Here is a 23,443-nt window from a genome sequence, read left to right on the forward strand (position 1 = left end):
CAGATCATCGTCACATCACATCAGGCAGTGACCAGGTGGATGCGGGCAATTTCCTGGTTGCTGGCGTTGTAGAAGGCATAGTCGGTCGAGCCGGGGAAGTAGACGTAATGGTCCGAGCCGTTGGCCATGATCTGCAAGCTCTCGGAGGTACTCATCTTGACCGTGAGGATCTTCGAGATGCCGCTGCCGGCCATGCCCATCTGACGCACATCGTCGGCCGTGATGATCACGTTGGTACCGCTGCCGGCACTGACGTCCAGCGTGGTGATGCCAGTGACCTTGCTGGAGAAGTTGCTCAGGTTCAGTGACGTCCCCAGGTCCGCAAAGTGCAGCGTCGTGACCCCTGCGCCACCGCTGATGCTGTTGATGTTGGAGGAGCCTGTGGTCTGGTTGACCATGTCGCTCTGGGCCCCTGCCGAACTGTGCGAACCGGCGCTGACGTTGATGAGGTTGTTGCCGCTGCCGACCGTCACCGAATTGTGGCCGCCATCGACCACGTTGAACACATCAGTGCCCGAACTCGCGCCACCGCCGCTCAGTACGTTGGTGGTCGCCGTGCCGCGTGCCGACAGCACGTTGGCCGCGCTGTTGCCGGTCAGCGTGCTGTCCACGTTGGCACTGCCTTCCAGATTGGCAATGCCGACATAGCTGTCGCCGCTGGCATCGCCGCCGCTGCCCCCCGCACCCGACACCAGGCTGGCCGTGATCGCGCTGCCGGTCGAATACAGGTAGCTGACCGTATCGCTGCCCCCTGCCCCGCCGTTGAAGACGTTGGCCGCGCTGTTGGCGTAGAAGGTATCGCTGCCGGCGCTGCCGGTCGCGTTCTGGATGTTGACGTAGGTATCCCCCGCCGCATAGCCGCCGCTGCCGGTGCCGTGATACAGGTCCACCACAACCGCCGTGCTGCCCGAGCGCGCGTAATTGACCGTGTTGTTGCCGGCCCCGCCATCAAAGGCGTTGGCCACGCTGCTGGCATAGAAGGTATCGTTGCCCGAGCCGCCGGTGAGGTTGGCGATGTTGGTGAAGGTATCGCCCACCGCATAGGTACCGGTCGCCGCCAGCGTATTGGTGAGGTCCACCGTCACGCCGCCGGTATCGTACTCGTAGCTGACCGTATCGACCCCGCCGCTGCCGCCATCGAACTTGTTGGCCTGGGTGCTGGCCTTGAACAGATCGCTGGAGGCGCTGCCGATGACGTTGTCGATGTTGACCAGGATATCGCCCTGGGCGTCGCCGCCGGTGCCGGTGCCGTTCTTGAGGTCGATGGTCACCGCCGCTCCCGAACCGGCATAGGAGGCATAAGTGAAGGCGCGATTGGCCAGCACCGCGGTAATGGTGTCGGCCCCGCCGCCGCCTTCCAGCACGGACTGCGTCCCCACCGTGGCAAAGCCGGTCAGCGTGTCGTTTTGGGCACTGCCGACCACGTTCTCGATGGCGGTGTAAGTGTCGCCCTGCGCATAGTTGCCGCTGCCCACGCCGGTGGACAGGTTCACCGTCACGCCGGTGCTGTCGCTGCTGGTGGAGAGCGAATAGTTGACCGTATCGGAACCACCCGCGCCGCCGTTGAACTTGTTGGCATTGGCGCTGGCGAAGAAGGTGTCGTTGAGACTGCTGCCGATGACGTTGTCGATGTTGAACAGCGTATCGCCCTGGGCATCGCCACCGGTGCCGGTACCGGCCTGCAGGTTGATGCTCACACCCGCTGACGAACCGGCATACGATGCGTAGGTGTCGGCACGGTTGGCCACCACCGCAGTGAGGCTGTCGGCCCCCTGGCCGCCGGTCAGCACCGAAGTGACGCCGGCCGTCGCGTAACCGGTCAGGGTATCGGCCCAGGCGCTGCCGATCACGTTCTGGATGTTGGCATAGGTATCGCCCTGGGCGTAGTTGCCGCTGCCGATACCGGTCGAAAGATTCACCGTCACGCCGGTGGAGCCGTTGCTGCTCGGCGTACCCGCATAGCTGACCGTATTGGAACCAGCGCCGCCGTCCAGGAAGTTCACTGCCTGGCTGGCCACGATGGTGTCGTTGCCGCTGCCGCCGGTGGCATCCTGGATGTTGGCGTAGGTATCGCCATTGGCCAGGCTGCCCGTGCCGCCGCTGCCGGTACCGGTGAGCAGGTTGATGGTTTCATCGGCGGTCGAGTTGACGTAGCTCACGCGGTTGTGCAGCGAGCCGGTGCCGCCATCGAGCGCGTTGGCCGCCGCGCTGGCGATGAAGACGTCATCGGCGGTACCGCCGGTGGCGTCCTGGATGTTGGTGTAGGTATCGCCGTCGGCCAGGCTGTTCGCGCCACCGCTACCGGTGCCGTTGAACAGGTTGATGGTTTCGGAGACGGCCGAGGTGCTGTAGTTGACGCGGTTGTGGGTGCCGCCACCGCCATCGAATTTGTTGGCCGCGCTGTTGCCGTAGAAGGTGTCGTTGCCGCCACCACCGGTGACATCCTGGATGTTGATGTAGGTATCGCCATTGGCCAGGCTGCCCGTGCCGCCACTGCCGGTGCCGGTGACCAGGTTCACGGTTTCGTCGGCGCTGGAATTGGCATAGCTGACCAGGTTGTGCGAGGTCGACGTACTGGTACCGCCGTCGAAGAAGTTGGCCGCGCTGTTGGCGATGAAGACGTCATCGGCCGAGCCGCCCGTGACATCCTGGATGTTGGCATAGGTATCGCCATTGGCCAGGCTGTTCGCGCCGCCGCTGCCGGTGCCGTTGAACAGGTTGACCGTTTCAGCCACGGTGGAGCTGCTGTAGTTGACGCGGTTGTGGCTGCCGCCCCCGCCATCGAAGAAGTTGGCGGCCGTCGTACCGTAGAAGGTGTCATTGCCGCTGCCACCGGTCACGTCCTGAATGTTGGTGTAGGTATCGCCATTGGCCAGGCTGTTGGTGCCGCCGCTGCCGGTGCCTGCGATCAGGTTGACGGTTTCGTCGGCCGTGGAGTTGGAATAATTGACCCGGTTGTGCGTGCCGCCATCGCCATCAAAATTGTTGGACGCACTGTTGCCGTAGAAGGTGTCGTTGCCACTGCCACCGGTCGCATCCTGGATGTTGGTGTAGGTGTCGCCGGCGGCAAGCGTGCCGCTGCCCAGTCCCGTGAAGAGGTTGATGGTTTCGTCAGCTGCGGAGTTGACATAGCTGACGCGGTTGTGCGAACTGGCCGTGCTGGTGCCGCCATCGAAATAGTTGGCCGCCGCGCTGGCCACGAAGAGATCGTCAGCCGAACCGCCGGTGGCGTCCTGGATGTTGGTGTAGGTATCGCCATTGGCCAGGCTGCCGGTGCTGCCCGTGCCATTGCCGGTGAACAGGTTGATCGTCTCCGCGACGGTGGAGGTGCTGTAGCTGACCCGGTTGTGGCTGCCGCCGCCGCCATCGAAATTGTTGGCGGCAGTGTTGCCGTAGAAGGTGTCGTTGCCACCGCCGCCGGTGACGTCCTGAATGTTGACGTAGGTGTCGCCATTGGCCAGGCTGCCGGTGCCGCCACTGCCCAGTCCGGTCACCAGGTTGACGGTTTCGTCAACGGTGGAATTGGTATAGCTCACCCGGTTGTGCAACGAGCCGGTGCCGCCATCGAAATTGTTGGCCGCCGCGCTGGCCGTGAAGACGTCATCGGCGGTACCGCCGGTCACGTCCTGGATGTTGGTGTAGGTATCGCCATTGGCCAGGCTGCCGGTGCTGCCCGTGCCGGTCCCGGTGAACAGGTTCACCGATTCGGAGACGGTGGAACCGCTGTAGTTGACCCGGTTGTGGCTGCCGCCACCGCCATCGAAACGGTTGGCCACGGCATTGCCGTAGAACGTGTCGTTGCCGCTGCCGCCGGTAGCGTCCTGGATGTTGGTGTAGGTATCGCCTGCGGCCAGGCTGCCGGTACCGCCACTCCCCTGGCCGCTGATCAGGTTGACCGTTTCATCGACACTGGAATTGGCATAGCTGACGCGGTTGTGCGTGCCGCCGCTGCCATCGAAATTGTTGGCCGCGGCATTGGCGATGAAGGTGTCATCGGCGCTGCCGCCGGTCACGTCCTGGATATTGACGTAGGTGTCGCCATTGGCCAGGCTGCCCGTACCGCCCGTGCCCACGCCATTGAACAGGTCCACGGTCTCGGCCACGGTCGAGTTGACGTAGCTCACGCGGTTGTGCGAACTGGCCGTGCTGCTGCCGCCATCGATGAAGTTTGCAGCCACGTTGGCGATGATGAGGTCATCGCCCGAACCGCCGGTCACATCCTGGATGTTGGTGTAGGTATCGCCGGCCGCATAGGTGCCGCTGCCGCTGCTGGTGAAGAGGTTGATGGTCTCGCTGGCGGTCGAGTGCGCATAGCTGACGCGGTTGTGCAGCGAGCCCGTGCCACCGTCGAAATTGTTGGCCGCGAGACTGGCGACGAAGGTGTCGTCGTAGATGCTGCCGGTGAGGTCCTGCACATTGACCAGCTTGTCGCCGGCCGCATAGCCACCGAAGGTGCCGCTACCGTTGCTGAAGCTCAGGTCCACCGTGACCGCGGCATCCGAGCTGGCATAGCTGACGCGGTTGTGCGAGCTGGCCGTACTGGTGCCGCCATCGATGCTGTTGGCCTCGCTGCTGGCGATGATCACATCGTCCAGCGCGGAGCCGATCACGTTCTGGATGCCGGTATAGGTATCGCCTGCGGCAAAGCCGCCACTGCCACTGCCGGTCACCAGGTTGACGGTGACGGCTGCCGTCGAGAAGGCGTAGCTGACCGTATTGGAACCGAGCCCGCCAGCGAAGACGTTGGTGTTGTTGTCGGCGATGAAGGTGTCATCGTAGGCCGAGCCGATCACGTTCTGGATGCCGCTGTAGGTGTCACCGCCGGCGAAGCCGTTGCTGCCGGTGCCATGGAACAGGTCCACGGTGACGCCGTTGCCGTCGCTGGCCTTGGCGTAGCTGACCGTATTGGTGCCGCCCCCGCCGACGAAGTCGTTGGCCGCCAGGCTGGCGATGAAGGTGTCGTTGCCGGTGCTGCCGGTGACGTTCTGGATGTTGACGTAGGTATCGTTGTCGGCATAGCCGCCGCTGCCGCTGCCCAATACCAGGTCCACCGTGACCCCGGCGTTCGATGCGGCATAGCTGACCCGGTTCGAGCCGGCCCCGCCGTCGAAGTTGTTGGCCGCTGCACTGGCCACGAAGGTGTCATTGCCGACACCGCCGGTGAGATCCTGGATGTTGGAGAGCTTGTCACCCTGCGCATAGCCACCGGACGTGCCGGTGCCATCGGTGAAGTTCAGGTCCACCGTCACTGCGGTGGTAGAGGCGGCATAGCTGACGCGGTTGTGGTTGGAGCCCGCGCCATCAAAGGTATTGGCGTCGGCGCTCGCCACGAAGGTGTCGTCATAGGCGCTGCCGATCAGGTTCTGAATGTTGCTGAAGGAGTCGCCCGCCGCGTAGTAACCGCCGGTACCGGTGCCGATGGCATTGGTCAGATCGACCGTCACGCCACCGGTCGAGAAGATGTAGCTGACCGTGTTGGAGCCACCGCCGCCGTTGAAATTGTTGACGTCGGCGCTGGCAATGAAGGTGTCGTTGAAGGCGCTGCCGATCAGATTCTGGATATGTGCCAGCACGTCGCCCTGGGCATAGCCGCCGGAGGTGCCGGTGCCGTCGGTGTGGGTCAGGTCGACCGTCACTGCGGCATTGGAGTTGGCATAGCTGACCGTATCCGAGCCGCCCAGTCCGCCGTTGAAATTGTTGGCGGCGGCACTGGCGATGAAGGTATCGGAGTAGGAGCTGCCGACGATGTTCTGGATGTTGGTGTAGGTATTGTTCTGCGCGTAGCCGCCGCTGCCGCTCATGGTGATCATGTTCACCGTGACCGCGCCGGTGGAGGCACCGTAGTTCACCGTATCGGAGCCACCGCTGCCGCCATCGAAGTGCACGCTGTCCACGCCGGCGATGAAGACGTCATCGAAGGCCGAGCCGACCGCATTCTGGATGTGGTTGTAAGTGTCGCCTTCAGCATAGCCGCCGGTGCCGCGTCCGGACACGAAGTTGATCGACACGCCGGCCGTCGAGCCGGCATAGCTGACGGTATCGCTGCCGCCGCTGCCGCCGTCGAAGCTGTTGGCGTCGGCGCTGCCGACGAAGGTATCGTTGAAGGCGGTACCGATCACGTTCTGGATGCGGACGTAGGTATCCCCCGCCGCCGCTCCGCCGCTGCCCACGCCGCTTTGCAGGTTGACGTTCACGCCGGCATTGGAGCTGGCGTAGGACACCGTATTGGAGCCCGATCCCCCATCAAAACGATTGGCCTCGCCACTGGCGACGAAGATGTCGTTGTAGTCGCTGCCGATGACGTTCTGGATATGTGTATAGGTATCGCCCTGCGCGTATCCGCCCGTACCGGTGCCAGTGACCAGGTTGACTGTCACGGCACTGTTCGAGGAAGCGTACGACACTGTATCGGACCCGCCGCTGCCACCGTCCAGTCGATTGACCGCCGCGTTGGCGACGAAGGTATCGCTGAAGGCACTGCCGCGCAGGTTCTGGATGTTGCTCAACTGGTCGCCCTGGGCATCGCCGCCGGTGCCGGTGCCGGTCACCAGGTTGACCGTCACGCCAGCCGATGACCCGGCATAGCTGGCCGTGTTGACGTTGGTGCCAGTGCTGTTGACGCCGCCCACGATCTGGTCGGCACCCGCGCCGCCCTCGAAGAAGGTATTGCCGGTGCCGCCGATGAGGACGTCGTTGCCGGTGCCGCCATAGATCACGTCATTGGCGTTGCTGCCATAGACGGTCACGCCGCCATTGCCGGCATGGATCTCGTGCGGCAGGCCCTGGGCCGGCAGGACCAGTACCGGGTCGCCGGTGGCCGGATCGAGATAGCTCAGGTCGCCATAGCCGGTGGCATCCTTGATGGCCACGTGGCGCGTGTCGTTGAGGGTGAGCTGGCCATTGGAGGTGGCCACCACGGTACTGAAGCTCAGATCGAAGGCCTGGTGTACCGGTGAGGCTGAATTGGCTTCCACCGTACTGTACTGGAACTGTAACGGGAAGTCGGTCTGGCCGGCCGCCACCGTCATCTGGAAACGTCCGCCACCAAGGTCGGTGCCGTTGACGATGGACATCCCCGCCGGCACGCCCGAGACCGTCACCGACAGCACCGTGCCATTGCCGGTGATGGTGACGTCGAACACCTTGATGAAGGTGCCGGCATTGTTGCCCGCCGCGTAAATGGTATGCACGCTGTCGGGCGCATTGATGACCTGGGTGCTGAACTGCAGCGGCAGGCCGGCGTCGGTGGCCGAGACCGGAATGCCGCCGCTGCCCAAGAGCGTGTCGCCGGTCTGCGTGGTGGTGGCCAGGTTGACCAGCTTGATCGCCATCGACGGTTGCGAGGGATCGACCACGATGGTAGATGGCTTGCTGCCCGGACGTTCCGGCGGCAGTTGCGGTTCCACCGGCTTGACCGGCGCTTCGTTGGCGTTGGGATTGGCGGTCTGGGCAATCACCGATTGCGGCTGGACCGGTTGCGTGGTCGGCTGCGATTGCGAGGCCGCTGCGGCGGCCGCCGTGCTGGTCACGGTCGAATGGCTGGTGTCGCCGGCCGTCAGCGGGCCGGTGGAATTGGCGGTCTTGCCGGTGCCGCTGCTGCTGGTCAGCGAGGCGGCGTTGTCACTGATGATCTGGGCGAACTGGGTCGCGCCTTCACTGCCGACGCTGGCCGAGTTGCGGTCCACCGTGACCTGCTGGGCCGGGGCCACGTTGGGTGCAGAGGCGACCGGATCCGAATTGAGCACGCGCGACTGGTCGTTCGGCTTGAGCGAGATCTTGCCCACGGTATCGAGCAGCTTGCCGGTATCGGCGCTGGTGTCGGAGAACCTGACCTTGGACTTGTCGTCCATGGCTTCCATGGCCCCGCCGGCCAGCACCACCTTGGTGCCGTCGGCCATGTGCAGCACCATGTCCACGTCGACCACCTGCACGTGCTGTACGGCCGCGCGGTTGGCGCTGACCTGGAAGCTGCCGGCCTGGTCGGGCATGACCACGCGCACGGGTCCTGCTACCTTGTCCGCGGAGTTCGCTTGTGATGAGCTTGCGGTTGCCATGTTTCCTCGCTATCGAAGATCGTTCGGATGTCAAATCTGAATCTGAAACTGAATCTGGTTCGGGGTGACCCTGCCGGGCAGCGTCACTGCAAAATCTGGTCGCGCGGTCCGTCTGCCACGATGCGCCCGCCGTCGATGACGATGATGCGGTCCACGTGGCGCAACAGCGCCGGGCTGTGGGTGGCCACCACCAGCGTGCGCGGGCCGGCATACGCCGCCAGTCGCTCGATGATGCGGGCCTCGGTCTGCTGGTCCACGCCGGTAGTCGGTTCGTCCAGCAGCAGGATGCGCGGGGTGCAAGCGATCACGCGCGCCAGTGCCACCATCTGGCGCTGGCCGCCGGAGAGATTGCCGGGGGCCTTGATGGCCTGGTCCAGGCGCAGCTCGCCGCGCGCGATCAGGTCATCCAGCGAAGACACCGCCAGCGCCGCTTCATAGACCTGCCCCGGCACGCGGTCGCCCACGAAAATGTTGGCCGCTACCGTGCCATCGAACAGGAAGGGTTCCTGCGGCTTGAAGCCGATGCAGCGCATCCGCACCTCGGGGGCATAGGCCGTCACGGCCACGCCATCGATGAGGACATGCCCTTCGTCGGGCTGGTGCAGGCCGGCCAGGGCACGCAGCAGCGTCGACTTGCCCGAGCCGGAACGCCCGACCAGGCCGACCTTCTCGCCGGGCTGGATGGTCAGCGAGATGTTTTTCAAGGTGGCGTTTTCCTTCTGGTCCAGGTGCAGCAGCAGATTGCCGACCTGGATCAGGCCGCGCATTTCCTGGCGCAGCACATCAGCGGCCGGCGTCTCTTTCTGCTCTTCGAACAGCTGGTCAAATTCGGCACGGGCGCGGCGGAACATCTCGATGCGCCCCAGGAGTGCTGCCAGCGACGACAGCACCGTGGTGGCGCGGCTGATCAGCAGCGAGCAGGCAATCAGCGCGCCGACGGTGAGCAGGTTGTCTTCCACCAGATAGACGCCGACCACCAGCGTGGCCACCGCGATGAAGGTGTAGCCCACGGTGGAGATGGCATAGCTGGTATTCATCCAGAAGCGGCTCTTGGCCTGGGCCACGGCATTGGCACCGGCATCGGCCAGGAAGGCGCGCATGAGGCGGTCCTGCAGCGGCGTGGTCTTGAGCGTTTCCATGCCGTAGACGATGCTGGCCAGCTTGTCCACCTTGCCGGTACCGGCCTTCATGGCCGCATGCGCATAGTCATTGGCCGGGACTTTGAGCAGCAGCTGCATGCCGACCAGCAGCGCCCCGCCCACCAGCAGCACCCACACCATGTGGCCGCCGATGAGGCCAAGCACCACCAGGTACAGCGCGAGAAACGGCAGGTCCACCAGCAGCAGCATGTAGTTGGACGAGAGCAGGTCGCGTGCGGCCGAGAGATCACGGTAACGCGCCAGCACCACGCCCACCGGTGCTTGTACCTTGGCCGTCAGCAGGCGGCGTGCCGAGACTTCATCGAATTCGCCATCCAGGCGGCCGGCCAGTTGCTCGGTGTAATACACGCGGATGATGCGCAATACCAGCTCCAGGCCGATGAAGAGCAGCATGCCCAGCGTCAGCGCCCAGAGCGTTTCCGGGATGTGGTTGCCCAGTACCTTGTCGTAGATCAGCCGCGAATACAGCGGCATCAGCAGGCCCAGCAGGTTGACCAGGATGCCGGCCACGATGATCTCGACGAAGCGGCTGCCATAGGCGCGCAGCAGCGTCAGGTAAGTGGGATCGGCGCGCAGGTCCGTGCGGACGTGCGGCTGATCGATGTGGACCTGTTCGCTGGCGTTCATGGTGCGTGGCGTTCGTCGTCAGACCGCGATCAGGCCTGGCCGCCGCGGTTGGTGGCGGTGATTTCGCGGATCGCTTCGCGCAGTTCCAGGCGCAGGTCCTTGACCATGGTCTGGCGGCCGGTACGCATCTCGTCGATGACGGTCTGCCAGTTGATGTTCTGGCGCATCAGGGCTTCGGTGATGGAGGTCAGCGATTGCGGGATGGCGCCCAGGTTCTTGACGCGGTCGTTCTGCATCGCCATGTGCTTGGCCAGGTCGATCTGCAGCTGGCGTGCGGAGAGCGCATCGCGCGCCATGTTGCTGGAGTTCTCGCCGATGGTGTTGCCCAGTTCGTTCAGGCGCGCGGCCACGGTGGCCTGCAGTTCGCCCTGGTACTGGATCGCTCCCATCTCGTCGGCCAGGCGTACCGAGATCTGGTTCAGCAGTGCCGGCAGCTGCGCGATGTTCTGCGCATTCTTTTCGTTCATGTTGGAGATCTCGCCCTGCTGCGCCTGCAGCGAACTGAGCGCGGTGGACAGCGCCAGCTGGCCGGCCTGGATGGTGGAAACGATCTGCGGCATCACTTCGAAGGTGCGGTTGGCGATGTCGCCGTTGACCGAGAGGCGTTCTTCCAGCGAGGACAGGCTGTCGGAGAGATCGCGGGCGGAGGTGATCTTGGTGTTGATCAGCTGGCCGACGTTGCGGATTTCTTCCAGCGTCTGCTGTGCGGTCTCGTGCATGCGCGGGCCGAAGGCCACCAGCTGGCGCAGGCTGCGCGATTCTTCCATGCTGTCGTTGAAGAGCTGGACGATGTTGTTGAGGCGGTCGTTCAGGCCTTCGAGCTTGATGCCGGCCTGCAGCGAGGCTTCCGAACTGTTGCGCGCGGCCATGATGGATTCGCGCTGCAGCACCATCAGATCCTGCAGGAATTCGGCGAGGAAGGTTTCGGAGACACCCTGGCGCTGCGTGGCCGCCGGGCCGCTCATGTCATGCACCACGTGCTGCACCATGTCGCTGATGCATTCGCGGGCGCGCGTGACCAGCTTCTTGCTGGCCGCGCGCAGCGGCGTCAGGGTCAGGCCCAGCGCCAGCGAACCGATCAGGCCGAACATCGAGGCCGAGAAGGCGGTGCCCATCGAGGCCAGCGGCTTTTGCAGGTCGGCCACCAGGTGCATGAAGGAGGCATCCATGTCGCCGGCCGTGCTGGCCTTGCCGAAGCCGTCGATCAGGGCGGCAGTGCTGACCAGGGTTTCCAGCAGGCCGATGAAGGTACCGAGCAGACCCAGCGCGATCATGAAGCCGGTCAGGAATTGCGGGAATTCGGTCTTGGCTTCGAGGTGCGCGCGCAGGTCGTGCAGCGAGCCTTCGATGGTTTCCTGTTCGATACGGGAAGTCAGCCGGCCCTTGGTGCTGGCCACGGACACCAGCACCTGGCCGATCTCGGTGCCTTCGAATTCAGGCGCCTTCACCAGGCTTTCCATCGATTCGCCGGCCTTGGTACGGTCGTAGAACTGGATCAGCTTGTCGTATTCCCAGTTGACGCGGTACAGGTTGTAGAAGATCAGCGCAATGCCGAACATCGCCACCGCGATGATGAACAGGTTCAGGAAGGGATTGATCTGGATCGCATGCCCCACGAATCCCCGGAACAGGAAAGCGCCCAACAGCAGCAGGAGCGTCGGGATGGCGGCAAGTGCGTAGAACTGGCGAAGGTTTTTCATACGTGCGAGGTTCCGGAGAAAAGAACGCAGGGAAAGTGGATGGTGCAGAAAACGTCAACCGCCGCAAAGCCTTGGTGGATGTGGCTTTGCGGCGAGCAATAAAGCACTTCAGGCAGTGCGGCGCGGTTCATCGCGGCTCCCGCAGGGCACCCTGACCGAAGCGCGACAGCGGCGACATCAGGTACTGCCACACCGTGCGGCGGCCGACGATGATGTCGGCGCTGGCGGTCATGCCGGGCATCAGGGCCAGCTTGCGCTGCAGCTCGTTGTCGCCGCGCTGGACGGCGATCTTGATGCGGTAGCTGCGCTCGCCGCGCGGATTGTTTTCATCGGGGACGGTGTCGGCGCTGATCTCGGTGACCACGCCTTCCATGGCGCCATACACGCCGTAGTCATAGGCCGAGACCTTCACGCGCGCCTTGGCCCCGGTGGCCAGTTCGGCGCGGTCAGTTGGGGAGATGCGGGCTTCAATGACCAGCTTGTCGTCACTGGGGGTCATCTCGATGATCGGGTCGCCGGGCCGCACCACGCCACCCACGGTATTGATCATCACGCGGTTGACCACGCCATCCATGGGCGCTTTCACTTCCGAGCGCGATACGCGGTCGTTGCGCGATTTGATTTCTTCCTGCAGGCGCGCCAGTTCGGTTTCCGCCGCAGTGAGTTCGGCGCGGGCATCCGAACGGAAGCGCGATGAGGCTTCGCCCATCTTGGCCTGCGATTCGGCGATGGCCGCTTTCAGGCGCGGGATCATGGCATCGTTGGCCGAGAGCTTGCTCTGCGCATCCTGCACGCGGGCGGCGGCCTGGATGTCTTCCAGCTGCGAGGCGGCATTGCGCTCGAGCATGTTGTGGATCAGCTTGTACTGGCGCTGTGCCAGGTCCAGTTCGCTGGCCTGGCTCTTCTGGCGGCTGACCGCTTCGCCCAGCTCGGCCTGGCGTTGCGCGGCCTGCTCGCGCAGCACCGACATTTCCTGCATGAGCTTGGCCGAGCGCGCGGCGAAGGCGGCCTGTTCGCTTTGCACGGCGGGGTCATCGTGGTCGAGGTCGGCCGGCATCTGCAGGCTCGCAGCCCCCGCCGCTTCGGCCGAGAGGCGGGCGATCTTGGCACGCAGGCCGAGGATCTTGACGCGGCCTTCACCGAGATCGGCATTGGCACGCACATCGGCAATCGAGATCAGGGTCTGGCCCTTCCTGACCACCGCGCCCTCGCGCACCAGGATGGCGGAGACGATGCCGCCTTCCAGATGCTGGATGACCTGATTGTGTTCGGAGGCGACGATGCGGCCACTGCCGCGCACCACCATATCAATGGGCGCCAGCATCGACCAGATCACCAGCAAGGCCAGCAGCAGCGTGCAGGCCAGCACTGCCAGGCGCGGACGCGGCATGGCCTGCAGCTCGCCCAGGCGGCGGTCCAGGCGCGGTGCCACGCGGCGCATGAAGCCCTTGCCGCGGGAACTGATCCCGTGGCCGGTGCCGGGCTTGAGCGAGAGCGTCATTTTGCCGAGGCCTGGTATTGCACGATCACGCGGGCATCATTGCCGCTGCCGTTTTCATCGGTGGCCACGCGGCTGGTGACGCGTTCCTTGTCCACCCCGGCATCGATCAGGTAATTGCGGACCGCAACGGTGCGATAGTAGGCACGCCGCCGGCTCTCGCTGTAGGCACCGCTGCCGATCACGCCGGTGACCACGATCTTGCCCTGGCTGGACTTGGCGCGGCGCACCCAGTCGCCGATGCTCTTGTCCAGCGCTTTGCTGCCCTCGTCATTCAACTGGGTAGAATCGGCATCGAAGTTCAGGGTCACCGCTTTTTCGTTGGCATCGATGCGCAGGCCGGGCGCGACTTCCTTGTCGTTGGGTTCGGTCTTGACCTGGATCGCATTGGGGCTGGAGGGTGCGGCGGCGCTGCGCAGGCTGCCGTTGTCGGACTGCAGGGGCGGCGCGGCCAGCTTGGCTTTCAGGCTGGCCACTTCGCGTTTGAGCTGCTCGATTTCCTGCGCTTTCTCGCGCTCGCCGGCCGTTTCGGCACTGTTGATGCTGGTGCTGTCGGCGGTGGCAATGGTGTCGGTCTTCCTGGCTTTGGATTCGCCCACGACCTGCGTCTGGCCCTGCGAGATCAGCTTGCTGACCTTCATCTGCGCCAGCTTCTGCGAGTAGTAGAACAGCGTCACCACGAACACCACCACCACGAAGATCATCACCAGCACCACGTTGGACAGCGCGTCCACGAAGCCTGGCCAGAAGTTCTGTTCCTTGCCGCCCTCCATCATTCCCCCGTCTTGTTGGCCGCCCGCGTGGGCAGGGTTTCCAGTGCCGATGCGCGACCGGTGTTGCGCAGGATCTGGTAGCTGATATCGGCCTGCTGGAACAACAGGTTGGCAAAGTCCATGCGCGCCTGGTAGGCCTGCTGGTAGGCGTCCAGCACATCCAGCAATTGCTTGCTGCCGGTGGAGAGCTGTTCCAGGAAGACATCGGCCACGTTGGCATTGGTGAGATAGGCCTGGCGCGAGATCTCCATGCGCTTTCTCACCGCGCCCAAGGTGCGGTAATTGATCTCGATCTGCTCACGCAATTTGCGTTCCAGGTCGAGCGCGGTGTTGCTCTTTTCCACGTACTTGGCACCGGCCTGCTTGCTGTAATACATGTCCGAGCCGCCATTGAGCAGGTTCATGCTCACCACCATCATCAGGCGGCGGTCGGTGGTCAGCTGCAAGGTGTTGTCGGTGGTGTCGATGGCACCGCCCGCACCGCGGGTCTTGGTCTGGGTCCATTCCAGGGCCAGCGTGGGCGAGAACTTGGCGCGCGCCGATTTCAGTTCCTGGTTGGCCGCATCCACGTCGCGCCGCGCGGCCCGCACGCCGGGGTTGGTCTCGTAGACATCCTGCAGGGCCAGCTTGGAGGTGTCCGGCACGGTCGGCATCATGTGGTCCGGCACTTCGATCTGCTCGATCTTGCGGCCGGTGATCTGGTTCAGCGACACCATGGCGCTTTCCAGCGCGCCTTCGGCCTCGGCCACGGCGGACTGGGCCGTGAGCGAGCGGCCGCGCACGCGTTCGAAGTCGATGCGGCTGGCGCCGCCGCCTTCGAGGCGCTTGCTCATGTAATCCAGCAAGGCGCCCATGCGCTGGGCGTAGCTGCGCGAGAACGACAGCGTGGCATACGCGCGCATGACGTCGTAATACGCCTTGATGGCGTTGTAATACAGGGTCTCGCGGGCATCGTCACGGCGCAGGTCGGCGGCGTCGGCCAGCGAGCTGCTCTTGCGGTAGTCGTAATACGAACCGGGCGCGAAAATGGGCTGGCGGCCGATCAGCGTCACGTCCCAGCGCTTGTGGTACGAGGCGCGCTGGATCAGGCCGGTATTGGGATCGATCACCGAAGACGGCGACGAATATTCATTGCCCTTCTGCGCCCGCAGGTCCAGCGTCGGGCCGAGCTGGCCGGCCGTGGCCTTGGAGGCATAGCGCGCCTGGTCCGCTTGCGCGGAAGTGGCGGCGTAGCTGTAACTGTTGTTGAGCGCCAGGTCGAGCACGCTGCGCAGGCTCAGGTCCGGGACGGTCTCGCCCTCGGTGACGATGCTGATTTGCGGCAGCACGATCTGATTGCCCGAGAAGCTCGGATCGGACTGGCGCAGCAACAGCAGGATTTCATCCTGGGTCGAGGGCGGCGGGGTGTCGGCCGGCAAACCCGGCAGGCGGTAGTCCGTCGCCGATGGGCCGGCAGGATCGGCACCCAGCCGGATTTGCGGCGGAGCATCCAGTTTGTTGTCGAAGGTGGCCGGCGCGGCCGGTGTGGTTTGCATTATGACGGCGTCGGCTGGCGGCTTGTCAGCCGCCTGGGGCGCGGAATGCGCGGCCAAGCCCAATGAAACGCCCAGTATGAAACGCTTGCTTTTGAGAACTCTCATCAACACGATCAGCCGGTATCCCACCGGCCTCCCCTACCCAACCCGCATCCCAGGAAAGAATCGGCAGCCCTCGCTGCGATTCCCGTCATCAAGCCGGGGAGACTCCTGTTCTTTTTATGAGGGAGCGCCGGCTTGCACATCCGTTCGATCAGTCCGATCGAATTTGTTACCATTTTGTTAAAACAATTTTATCACCGGCGGATTGCAACTCAATTACAAATAGCCAGGAAAAATCGTTTAATTTCAATTGACTTGATAAAAGTTAACTTCGGCAATTATGGTCAGCTTGTTGCAGACATGCCATCAGGAAATACGCGAATGCTCACAAAGTGAACAAAAACACCAAAAATTGCGGTTGAAAAACCACAAGTCTCTCCCTATATCCTGCCCACAGACGATTACCTCTGCCTATTTCACTCATCCATTTCTTCAATTAAGGACAACCACATGGCAACCGAAAAACAGACCATGGGCTTCCAGGCCGAAGTCAAGCAACTGCTGCAATTGATGATCCACTCGCTGTATTCGAACAAGGAAATCTTCCTGCGCGAGCTGGTCTCCAACGCCTCCGATGCGGCCGACAAGCTGCGCTTCGAGGCGATCAACAATGGCAGCCTGTTCGAGGACGATCCGGAACTGAAGATCAAGATCAGCTTCGACAAGGCGGCGCGCACCATCACCATCTGCGACAACGGCATCGGCATGAACCGGGACGAAGCCATCTCGCACCTGGGCACCATCGCCAAGTCGGGCACCAAGGAATTCTTCTCGCGCCTGTCGGGCGACCAGCAGAAGGATGCCGCCCTGATTGGCCAGTTCGGCGTGGGCTTCTATTCGGGCTTCATCATCGCCGACCGCATCACGGTCGAGACGCGCCGTGCCGGCACCCCCGCTTCCGAAGGCGTGCGCTGGGAATCCGAAGGCGCGGGCGACTTCTCCATCGAGCAGATCACCAAGCCGGGCCGTGGCACCGACATCATTCTTCACCTGCGTGAAGGCGAAGATGAATTCCTCTCCGCTTGGCAACTGAAGTCCATCATCCGCAAGTATTCCGACCACATCTCCCTGCCGATCCTGATGAACAAGGAAGAATGGGATGAGGAAAAGAAGGAAACCGTGCAGAAGGACGAGCTGGAGACGGTCAACCAGGCCAGCGCCCTGTGGACCCGCAGCAAGTCGGAGGTCACTCCCGAGCAATATGAAGAGTTCTACAAGCACGTCTCGCACGACTTCGGCGCGCCCCTGGCCTACACCCACAACCGCGTGGAAGGCCGCAGCGAATATACCCAGCTGCTCTACATCCCGGCGCGCGCCCCGTTTGACCTGTGGGACCGCAACAAGCGCGGCGGCATCAAGCTGTACGTCAAGCGCGTGTTCATCATGGACGATGCCGAGCAACTGATGCCGGTGTACCTGCGCTTCGTCAAGGGCGTGATCGATTCGGCCGACCTGCCGCTGAACGTCTCGCGCGAGATCCTGCAGGAGTCGCGCGACGTGCGCGCCATCCGCGACGGTTCGGCCAAGCGCGTGCTGAGCCTGCTGGAAGAGCTGGCCAACAGCGAAGACCAGGCGCAGAAGGACAAGTACACCACCTTCTGGACCGAGTTCGGCCAGGTGTTGAAGGAAGGCATCGGCGAGGATGCGGCCAACAAGGAGCGCATCGCCAAGCTGCTGCGCTTTGCGTCCACCCACAATGACAGCGATGTGCAGAATGTTTCGCTGGCCGATTATGTGGCCCGCATGAAGGAAGGCCAGGACAAGATCTACTACGTCACTGCCGAGACGTACCAGGCCGCCAAGAACAGCCCGCACCTGGAAATCTTCCGCAAGAAGGGTGTGGAAGTACTGCTGCTGACCGACCGCGTGGACGAGTGGATGCTGTCCTTCCTGACCGAGTTCGAAGGCAAGGAACTGGCCTCGGTGGCCAAGGGTGGCCTGGACCTGGGCCAGCTGGAGAACGAAGCCGAGAAGAAGCAGCACGAAGAGACGCAAGCCGAGTACAAGGAGCTGGTCGAGAAGATGAAGACCGCCCTGGGCGACAAGGCCAAGGAAGTGCGCGTGACCTTCCGCCTGACCGATTCCCCGGCTTGCCTGGTGGCCGACGAGAACGAACTGTCGGGCAACCTGGTGCGCATGTTGAAGGCAGCCGGCCAGGCGGCACCGGAATCCAAGCCCACGCTGGAAATCAACCCGGACCACCCGCTGGTGCAGCGCCTGAAGTACGAAGAAGCGCGCTTCGACGACTGGTCGCACATCCTGTATGACCAGGCCCTGCTGGCTGAAGGCGGTGCACTGGCTGATCCGGCCAGCTTCGTGAAGCGCTTGAACGACATGCTGCTGGCCATGGCCGCCAAGTAAGTTCGTTCATCTGCCGGACCATGCCGGCAGGCCGTCATGGCTTGATGGCAGCAGCGCCGCCTGCGGGGAAACTCGCAGGCGGCGTTTTCATTCATATCGGCTTGCAGCCACGATGCTGGCTGGTTAACATCGGCCTATGGAATTGCACTTCATCAATCCCCGCAAGAACGCCCTCGCCTATCTGGTCAAGATCCTCTCCGGCTGCCTTATCCTGTGGTATGGGCTGCGCGCGCTGGGCATCGAGGAGCCCTACTGGGCCATGATTTCGCTCATCATCGTGACCGAGCCGGACATGACGGTAGCCAAGGCCAATTTCCGGGCGCGGCTGATCAACACGATTTCGGGCTGCATCGTTTCCTGCATCGCGCTGGTGGTGTTCGGGCCGACCTTCCTGGCCATGCTGGTAGCGCTGACTGCAGCGGTGGTGGTGGCCATGCTGCTGCAGAACTATCCGAGCAACTGGCGGCTGGGACCGGCGACCGTGGTGATCCTGCTGTCGGCGGCCTTCACAGGTAACGGCCTGAGCCAGGAACTGCACCTGGCCTTGATGCGCGTGGGGGAAGTGATCATCGGCAGTACGGTGGCGCTGCTGCAGACGGTGATCTACATGTGGTTGCTCAAGGTGCGCAAGCCTGAGCCGAAAGATGAGGCAGCTGGCTCCTGATGCCCTCTCAGAAATTGCAGGTCCGCTGCCAAAGAGGTGAAGCAACAGGCGAAAAGGCCGAAAAAAAAGCAGGGCCGCAGCCCTGCTTCTTCATACGCTTCGCAAAAATCAGTGCGTCACGCGGGTGGTACGGCCGTTGGAGAGCAGACGCACGCGTTCACCGATGCGGAAAGGTTCATCTGCATCCTGGGTGATGGCACGCAGCTCGCCGTTATCCAGGCGCACGGTGATTTCCAGGCCAGGACGGTTGTTCAGGTGGGCTTCGGCCTGGTTGCCCAGAACGCCACCTGCCAGCGCGCCCACGATACCGGCCGCCAGGGCACCATTGCCGCCGCCGATGTTGGAACCGGCCGCAATGCCGCCCAATGCTGCGCCGCCGAGGGTGCCGACACCGCTCGAACCCTTGTCGATGGTGACGTTGCGGATCGACTCGACCACGCCCATGCGCACGGTCTGCTCACCCTGCGCCTGGCGGGTGTTGTAGACGCTGGCCGAGTTGGGGGTTACTGCGCAGCCGGCTACCAGGGAGCCCAGGGCTGCGATCACAATCAATTTCTTCATACTAAAAACTCCGACTGAGAACTGTTTGGCCCGTCTCCGGGCAGCGGGGGGATTCGAGCGTCCGCGCGAACGCAACATGATCGCGCATCCGGCGCGGAAGCACACATTCCTTTACATCTTAATACAAAGAGGCCGCGCGTCGACAATCGTTCCCGCAAGGGCGTCTTCAGTAGGCGATGTGCCAACGCCGGTACAGGAAAGCCAGCACAAACAAGGGCCCGACCAGCAGAAAACGCAGGTCCTCGAAGAAGGATGGCTTTTTGCCTTCAATGCGGTGGCCGATGAACTGGCCGATCCAGGCCAGTACGAAAACCGTGGCCGATACCGGCAGGACCGCTCCCAAGGGCAGCCGCGCCAGCACCACCAGCATTACCGCCGACATGGCCAGCATGCCCACCGCAAAGGGCGGCGACAGGCGCAGATACCAGGCCAGCGTAGCGGCAGCCACCAGCAGGGCCACGGCTGGCGACACGATCCAGCACAGCCCCAGCAGCGAAAACACGATGGCCGGCACGCAGATGCAGTGGATCAGTTCATTCATCGGATGGCGATGGCTCTCGGCATAGCGGGCCAGCAGTACATCGATGCGGCGCGGTGAAACGGTGCTGTCCATGGTGAGCTCCCTGATCAATGGCCGGCCAGACGTTCAGCGGCCACCGGAAACGTCGATGAAAGTCCCCGTGGCGTAGGAAGATTCATCCGACAGCAGCCACAGGATGGCGTGAGCCACTTCCTCGGCAGTGCCGCCGCGCTTCATGGGGACGGCATCCTTCAACCGGTCGACACGACCCGCCTCGCCGCCGCTGGCGTGGATATCGGTATAGATCAGACCCGGACGCACGGCGTTGACGCGGATGCCCTCGGCCGCCACTTCCTTGGCCAGGCCGATGGTGAAGGCATCGATGGCCCCCTTGGAGGCGGCGTAGTCCACGTATTCACCGGGCCCACCCAGCTTGGCGGCCATCGACGACAGGTTGACGATGGCCCCGCCCTGCCCGCCGTGGCGGGTGGACATGCGCTTGACCGCCTCGCGCGCGCACAGCAGGCTGCCGGTGACGTTGGCGACCAGCACCCGGGTGATGCGTTCGGCGCTCATGGCGTCCAGGCGCGACTGGTGATCCAGGATGCCGGCATTGTTGACCAGGGCGGTGACGCGGCCCAGTTCCTGGTCGGTGGTGGTGAAGAGGCGCAGCACGTCCTCCTCTTTGGAGACATCGCCGGCGACGGTAATGGCGCGGCCGCCCGCAGCACGGATCTGACCGGCCACCGACTCGGCGGCCTCGCGGTTGGAGACATAGTTGACGCAGACGGCGTAGCCGCGCTGGCCCGCCAGCACCGCGGTGGCCGCGCCGATGCCACGGCTGCCGCCGGTGACGATGATGACCTTGTCTGTCATGTTCTGTATCCCTTGTGTGAATGGCCCGGCGCGTGACGCCAAGGCAGCTTACGCTAAGATGTGAATTCTTGTGCATTTTGCCGCAAGCCTGACGCTTCTGCAGCCGCGCCATTGTGCCCGGATGGCGAGGCCGATGGAGCTTGCTGAAATTCTTTTCATCCCGGCCATTTACATGCCTGCTCGCCGCTCCTTTGCCGCCTCCCCTTCGTCTGCCCATGATGCCGCCCGCGCTGCCGATACGGGCACTACTGATCCCTTGCTGGCCAGCTTTGCGCCGGTAGTGGCGCAGGATACGCGCATCCTGATCCTGGGCAGCCTGCCGGGAACGGCTTCGCTGGCGATCCGGCAGTATTACGGCCATCCGCGCAATGCCTTCTGGCGACTGGTGGGCGAAGTGATCGGGGTTGACCTTTACGCGATGGACTATGCCGCCAGGCTTGCCGCCTTGCTGCAGCATCGCATCGGCCTGTGGGACGTGATCGCCCAGGCCAGGCGCATCGGCAGTCTCGACAGCGAAATCCGGGATCACAGCGGCAATGATTTGCTGACGCTGATCGCCAAGCTGCCGGCATTGGAGACCATCGCTTTCAATGGCGGTACCGCCGGCAAGATCGGGATCAAGGCGCTGGGCGCCAAGGCGGAAAACTATCGGGTGGTGGTGTTGCCGTCGAGCAGTCCGGCGCATGCGGCGTTGGCGTATGAGGACAAGCTGGCCCGCTGGAAGAGCTTGGCAACGCGCGATCACTCATTCAACAAGGGCTGATGGACAATGCCGGGCCGATTTCACTTCCGGAAGAACAGATAGTCATAAAACTCCCCCGACAACCCGCCATTGAAGATCAAATACTGCAACGCCTTCGCGAAAAACACGATGGCGCAGAAGACGATGGCCAGCTTCAGGCAGAGGATGAGGTTCTTGAACATGGCGCAAGTGTAATGGAGCACCGGCCGCCAGCGCACCACCCCGACGGGAAACGCACGAAAAAAAACCGCCCGGCCAGACGGCGGGCGGTGCACAGAGCAACGCTTGCAGCGGAATTCAGAACGCCGGCACCAGCGATCCCTTGAACTCGGTCTCGATGAACTTGCGCACTTCCTCCGACTGGTAGGCCTGCACCAGCTTCCTGGCCCAGGGCTTGTCCTTGTCCTCGACGCGGGTGGCGATGATGTTGGCGTAACGGCCGCGCGGATCTTCCACGGCGATGGTGTCCTTCTGCAGGGACAGGCCGGCCTTGTAGGCGTAGTCATTGTTGATCGAGGCGGCCGCCAGGTCGTCCAGCGAGCGTGGCAGCTGCGCCGCATCCAGTTCGATCAGCTTGAGCTTGCGCGGGTTGTCGATGATGTCCAGCGGAGTGGCATTGACGCCGTTTTCGCCCACGCCCGGCTTGAGCTTGATGAGGCCGGCTTTCTGCAGCAGCAGGAGCGCACGGTTGCCGTTGGAGGGATCATTCTGGATGCCAACCTGCGCACCGTTGGGCAGTTGGTCCACCGACTTGAACTTGCGCGAGTAAATGCCCAGCGGGGCCGTGATGGTCAGGCCGACCGGCACGATCTTGTAGCCACGTGCTGCAATCTGGCTTTCCAGGTAGGGACGATGCTGGAAGGCATTGGCATCGAGGTCGCCGGAGGCCAGTGCCGCATTGGGCTGGAGGTAGTCACTGAAGACCACGGTCTGGATCTCCAGGCCGTCACGTGCGGCGACTTTCTTGACGACGTCGAAGATGGCTTCGGCACTGCCGACCGAGATGCCGACCTTGATCTTGTGCTTGTCCTGTGCGCTGGCGCCGTGCGGTGCCAGGACCAGCGTCAGCGCAGCAGCGGCGGCGATGCGCTTGATGATTGCAGCCAATGGCATGGTAACTCCGGAAATGATGAGGTCCGCATCCTCACATACGCGCGCGCCCGGCAGAAGGAATGAATTCGCATGTCGATATGCGCAAAGCGTGCAGCGGCCACTGGCAGGCTCCCAAGGCAAGGTATCATTCGGCATCCGCAGGCCGCCTCCCCGGCTGCCGCGCCGTTTCATTCATATCATGCTCATCCGAAGAAAATCCATCGAAGCCCAGGCCAATACCAAGGCCGGCCCCAATCGTCGCCGTCACCAGCTGGAAGCCGACGCCAGCAAACCGCGCAAACCGAAATATGCCCCGGTCACGCTCTCCGAGCTGGAAGGCGTACGTTATCTGCATTTCGGCACCGAATGGGTACAGGGCGCGATGCGCATTCGCAAGCCCGACTGGATCGAGCTGGAGTACGCCCAGCAGATGATGGCCTGGATGCTCTTCAACCGCACGCCGCGCCATATCGTGCAACTCGGGCTCGGAACCGGAGCGCTGACCAAGTTCAGCTACCGGCAATTCCCGCAGGCACAAGTGACGGCGGTGGAGCTGAATCCGGCCGTCATCGCCATCTGCCACAGCATGTTCAAGCTGCCCGAGCCGGACGAACGGCTGATGCTCATCGAAAGCGATGCCATGGATTTCATCGTCCATGCTGCCACGCACGGCATCATCGATGCCCTGCAGGTCGATCTCTACGACGCCACCGCACGCGGGCCGGTGCTGGACACTCCCGAGTTTTACCAAGCCTGCTATGACAGTCTGGCACCGGGCGGCGTGATGACGGTCAATCTCTTTGGCGATCATCCGAGCTATGCCAAGAACCTGCGGGCCATGGAATATGCCTTCGATACCGTGGTGTCGCTGCCGGAAGTCCATGACGGCAACGTGGTGGCACTGGCCTTCAAGGGCGCGGTGACGTTCGATTTCCCCGAGTTGTATGCGCGTGCGGCACTCATCGAGAGCCAGACCAGGCTGCCGGCCAAGTCCTGGGTCAATGGCATCAAATCGGGGTTATAAGGCAAGCGATGTAAAAACGAGGCCGGGCGTGGCGTGGACGCCGAAGAGATAAAATATTTTCATCTTTTCTCAAAAAAAGCTTGCACCACCCCGACCTCCCTCCTATAATGCGCTCTCTCTTGCAGCACTGAGGCAACAACGAAGTGCAGCAACG

General features: G+C 63.2%; 15 protein-coding genes. 4 read left to right on the top strand and 11 right to left on the bottom strand.

The genetic code is table 11. The annotated features are described in order from the left end of the window. Positions 1 to 20: 20 nt before the first annotated feature. From MKD49_RS11150 to MKD49_RS11175, 6 genes are all read right to left on the bottom strand, one after another. Complete coding sequence (locus MKD49_RS11150; RefSeq protein ID WP_252696375.1) at positions 21 to 7,988, bottom strand: S-layer family protein; 7,968 nt, start codon at positions 7,986 to 7,988, stop codon at positions 21 to 23. A gap of 149 nt (positions 7,989 to 8,137) precedes the next feature. Next, on the bottom strand, positions 8,138 to 9,841 hold the full coding sequence (locus tag MKD49_RS11155; RefSeq protein ID WP_252696299.1) for a peptidase domain-containing ABC transporter: 1,704 nt from the start codon (positions 9,839 to 9,841) through the stop codon (positions 8,138 to 8,140). Positions 9,842 to 9,870: 29 nt separating this feature from the next. Beyond that, complete coding sequence (locus tag MKD49_RS11160) at positions 9,871 to 11,541, bottom strand: biopolymer transporter ExbB (RefSeq protein WP_252696300.1); 1,671 nt, start codon at positions 11,539 to 11,541, stop codon at positions 9,871 to 9,873. A gap of 127 nt (positions 11,542 to 11,668) precedes the next feature. Further along, entirely contained in the window at positions 11,669 to 13,042 is a 1,374-nt protein-coding gene (locus MKD49_RS11165) for an HlyD family type I secretion periplasmic adaptor subunit (RefSeq protein ID WP_252696301.1), read from the bottom strand. Next, positions 13,039 to 13,812, bottom strand: coding sequence for a cell envelope biogenesis protein OmpA (locus MKD49_RS11170; protein ID WP_252696376.1), 774 nt, complete (start codon positions 13,810 to 13,812; stop codon positions 13,039 to 13,041). Before MKD49_RS11170 ends, MKD49_RS11165 begins: the two co-directional genes overlap by 4 nt. Then, positions 13,812 to 15,461 (bottom strand): TolC family protein, encoded by a 1,650-nt coding sequence (locus tag MKD49_RS11175; RefSeq protein ID WP_134135350.1) that lies wholly within the window; start codon positions 15,459 to 15,461, stop codon positions 13,812 to 13,814. The genes MKD49_RS11170 and MKD49_RS11175 overlap by 1 nt, the downstream gene beginning before the upstream one ends. Before the next feature lie 438 nt (positions 15,462 to 15,899). Here MKD49_RS11175 and htpG point away from each other — a divergent pair, with 438 nt between their 5' ends. Then, positions 15,900 to 17,810, top strand: a complete 1,911-nt coding sequence (gene htpG / locus MKD49_RS11180; protein WP_252696302.1) for a molecular chaperone HtpG — start codon at positions 15,900 to 15,902, stop codon at positions 17,808 to 17,810. Positions 17,811 to 17,946: 136 nt separating this feature from the next. After that, positions 17,947 to 18,474 (top strand): FUSC family protein, encoded by a 528-nt coding sequence (locus MKD49_RS11185; RefSeq protein ID WP_204725306.1) that lies wholly within the window; start codon positions 17,947 to 17,949, stop codon positions 18,472 to 18,474. A gap of 108 nt (positions 18,475 to 18,582) precedes the next feature. On the opposite strand, the gene MKD49_RS11190 is transcribed toward MKD49_RS11185, so the two are convergent. From MKD49_RS11190 to MKD49_RS11200, 3 genes are all read right to left on the bottom strand, one after another. Next, positions 18,583 to 19,035, bottom strand: a complete 453-nt coding sequence (locus MKD49_RS11190; RefSeq protein WP_034336617.1) for a glycine zipper 2TM domain-containing protein — start codon at positions 19,033 to 19,035, stop codon at positions 18,583 to 18,585. Positions 19,036 to 19,201: 166 nt separating this feature from the next. Next, positions 19,202 to 19,648, bottom strand: a complete 447-nt coding sequence (locus MKD49_RS11195) for a DUF962 domain-containing protein (RefSeq protein ID WP_121039254.1) — start codon at positions 19,646 to 19,648, stop codon at positions 19,202 to 19,204. 33 nt (positions 19,649 to 19,681) lie between these two features. Beyond that, entirely contained in the window at positions 19,682 to 20,431 is a 750-nt protein-coding gene (locus tag MKD49_RS11200; RefSeq protein WP_252696303.1) for an SDR family oxidoreductase, read from the bottom strand. Between the two features lie 172 nt (positions 20,432 to 20,603). Here MKD49_RS11200 and MKD49_RS11205 point away from each other — a divergent pair, with 172 nt between their 5' ends. Beyond that, positions 20,604 to 21,194, top strand: coding sequence for a DNA-deoxyinosine glycosylase (locus tag MKD49_RS11205; RefSeq protein ID WP_252696304.1), 591 nt, complete (start codon positions 20,604 to 20,606; stop codon positions 21,192 to 21,194). Between the two features lie 20 nt (positions 21,195 to 21,214). Here the strand turns inward: MKD49_RS11205 and MKD49_RS11210 are convergent, their stop codons facing one another. Both MKD49_RS11210 and MKD49_RS11215 read right to left on the bottom strand, forming a co-directional pair. Next, positions 21,215 to 21,355: a hypothetical protein gene (locus MKD49_RS11210; protein ID WP_199900321.1), complete on the bottom strand. Its 141-nt coding sequence runs from the start codon at positions 21,353 to 21,355 to the stop codon at positions 21,215 to 21,217. Positions 21,356 to 21,470: 115 nt separating this feature from the next. Further along, positions 21,471 to 22,286, bottom strand: coding sequence for a MetQ/NlpA family ABC transporter substrate-binding protein (locus tag MKD49_RS11215; RefSeq protein ID WP_034336628.1), 816 nt, complete (start codon positions 22,284 to 22,286; stop codon positions 21,471 to 21,473). A gap of 178 nt (positions 22,287 to 22,464) precedes the next feature. On the opposite strand from MKD49_RS11215, the gene MKD49_RS11220 reads away from it, so the two are divergent. Beyond that, on the top strand, positions 22,465 to 23,289 hold the full coding sequence (locus MKD49_RS11220; RefSeq protein ID WP_100245612.1) for a spermidine synthase: 825 nt from the start codon (positions 22,465 to 22,467) through the stop codon (positions 23,287 to 23,289). The last annotated feature ends 154 nt before the right edge of the window (positions 23,290 to 23,443 follow it).

The organism is Herbaspirillum sp. WGmk3 (assembly GCF_023952535.1).
In the GTDB taxonomy this organism is placed as follows: Bacteria; Pseudomonadota; Gammaproteobacteria; order Burkholderiales; family Burkholderiaceae_D; genus Herbaspirillum; species Herbaspirillum huttiense.

What these genes read in the sequence shown, in the direction of transcription:
- MKD49_RS11160 (WP_252696300.1), bottom strand. Translation starts at nt 11,541, where the DNA reads ATGAAAAACCTTCGCCAGTTCTACGCACTTGCCGCCATCCCGACGCTC.
- MKD49_RS11155 (WP_252696299.1), bottom strand. Translation starts at nt 9,841, where the DNA reads ATGAACGCCAGCGAACAGGTCCACATCGATCAGCCGCACGTCCGCACG.
- MKD49_RS11215 (WP_034336628.1), bottom strand. Translation starts at nt 22,286, where the DNA reads ATGCCATTGGCTGCAATCATCAAGCGCATCGCCGCCGCTGCTGCGCTG.
- MKD49_RS11185 (WP_204725306.1), top strand. Translation starts at nt 17,947, where the DNA reads ATGGAATTGCACTTCATCAATCCCCGCAAGAACGCCCTCGCCTATCTG.
- MKD49_RS11205 (WP_252696304.1), top strand. Translation starts at nt 20,604, where the DNA reads ATGCCTGCTCGCCGCTCCTTTGCCGCCTCCCCTTCGTCTGCCCATGAT.
- htpG (WP_252696302.1), top strand. Translation starts at nt 15,900, where the DNA reads ATGGCAACCGAAAAACAGACCATGGGCTTCCAGGCCGAAGTCAAGCAA.
- MKD49_RS11190 (WP_034336617.1), bottom strand. Translation starts at nt 19,035, where the DNA reads ATGAAGAAATTGATTGTGATCGCAGCCCTGGGCTCCCTGGTAGCCGGC.
- MKD49_RS11220 (WP_100245612.1), top strand. Translation starts at nt 22,465, where the DNA reads ATGCTCATCCGAAGAAAATCCATCGAAGCCCAGGCCAATACCAAGGCC.
- MKD49_RS11165 (WP_252696301.1), bottom strand. Translation starts at nt 13,042, where the DNA reads ATGACGCTCTCGCTCAAGCCCGGCACCGGCCACGGGATCAGTTCCCGC.
- MKD49_RS11170 (WP_252696376.1), bottom strand. Translation starts at nt 13,812, where the DNA reads ATGGAGGGCGGCAAGGAACAGAACTTCTGGCCAGGCTTCGTGGACGCG.
- MKD49_RS11210 (WP_199900321.1), bottom strand. Translation starts at nt 21,355, where the DNA reads ATGTTCAAGAACCTCATCCTCTGCCTGAAGCTGGCCATCGTCTTCTGC.
- MKD49_RS11150 (WP_252696375.1), bottom strand. Translation starts at nt 7,988, where the DNA reads ATGCCCGACCAGGCCGGCAGCTTCCAGGTCAGCGCCAACCGCGCGGCC.
- MKD49_RS11195 (WP_121039254.1), bottom strand. Translation starts at nt 19,648, where the DNA reads ATGGACAGCACCGTTTCACCGCGCCGCATCGATGTACTGCTGGCCCGC.
- MKD49_RS11200 (WP_252696303.1), bottom strand. Translation starts at nt 20,431, where the DNA reads ATGACAGACAAGGTCATCATCGTCACCGGCGGCAGCCGTGGCATCGGC.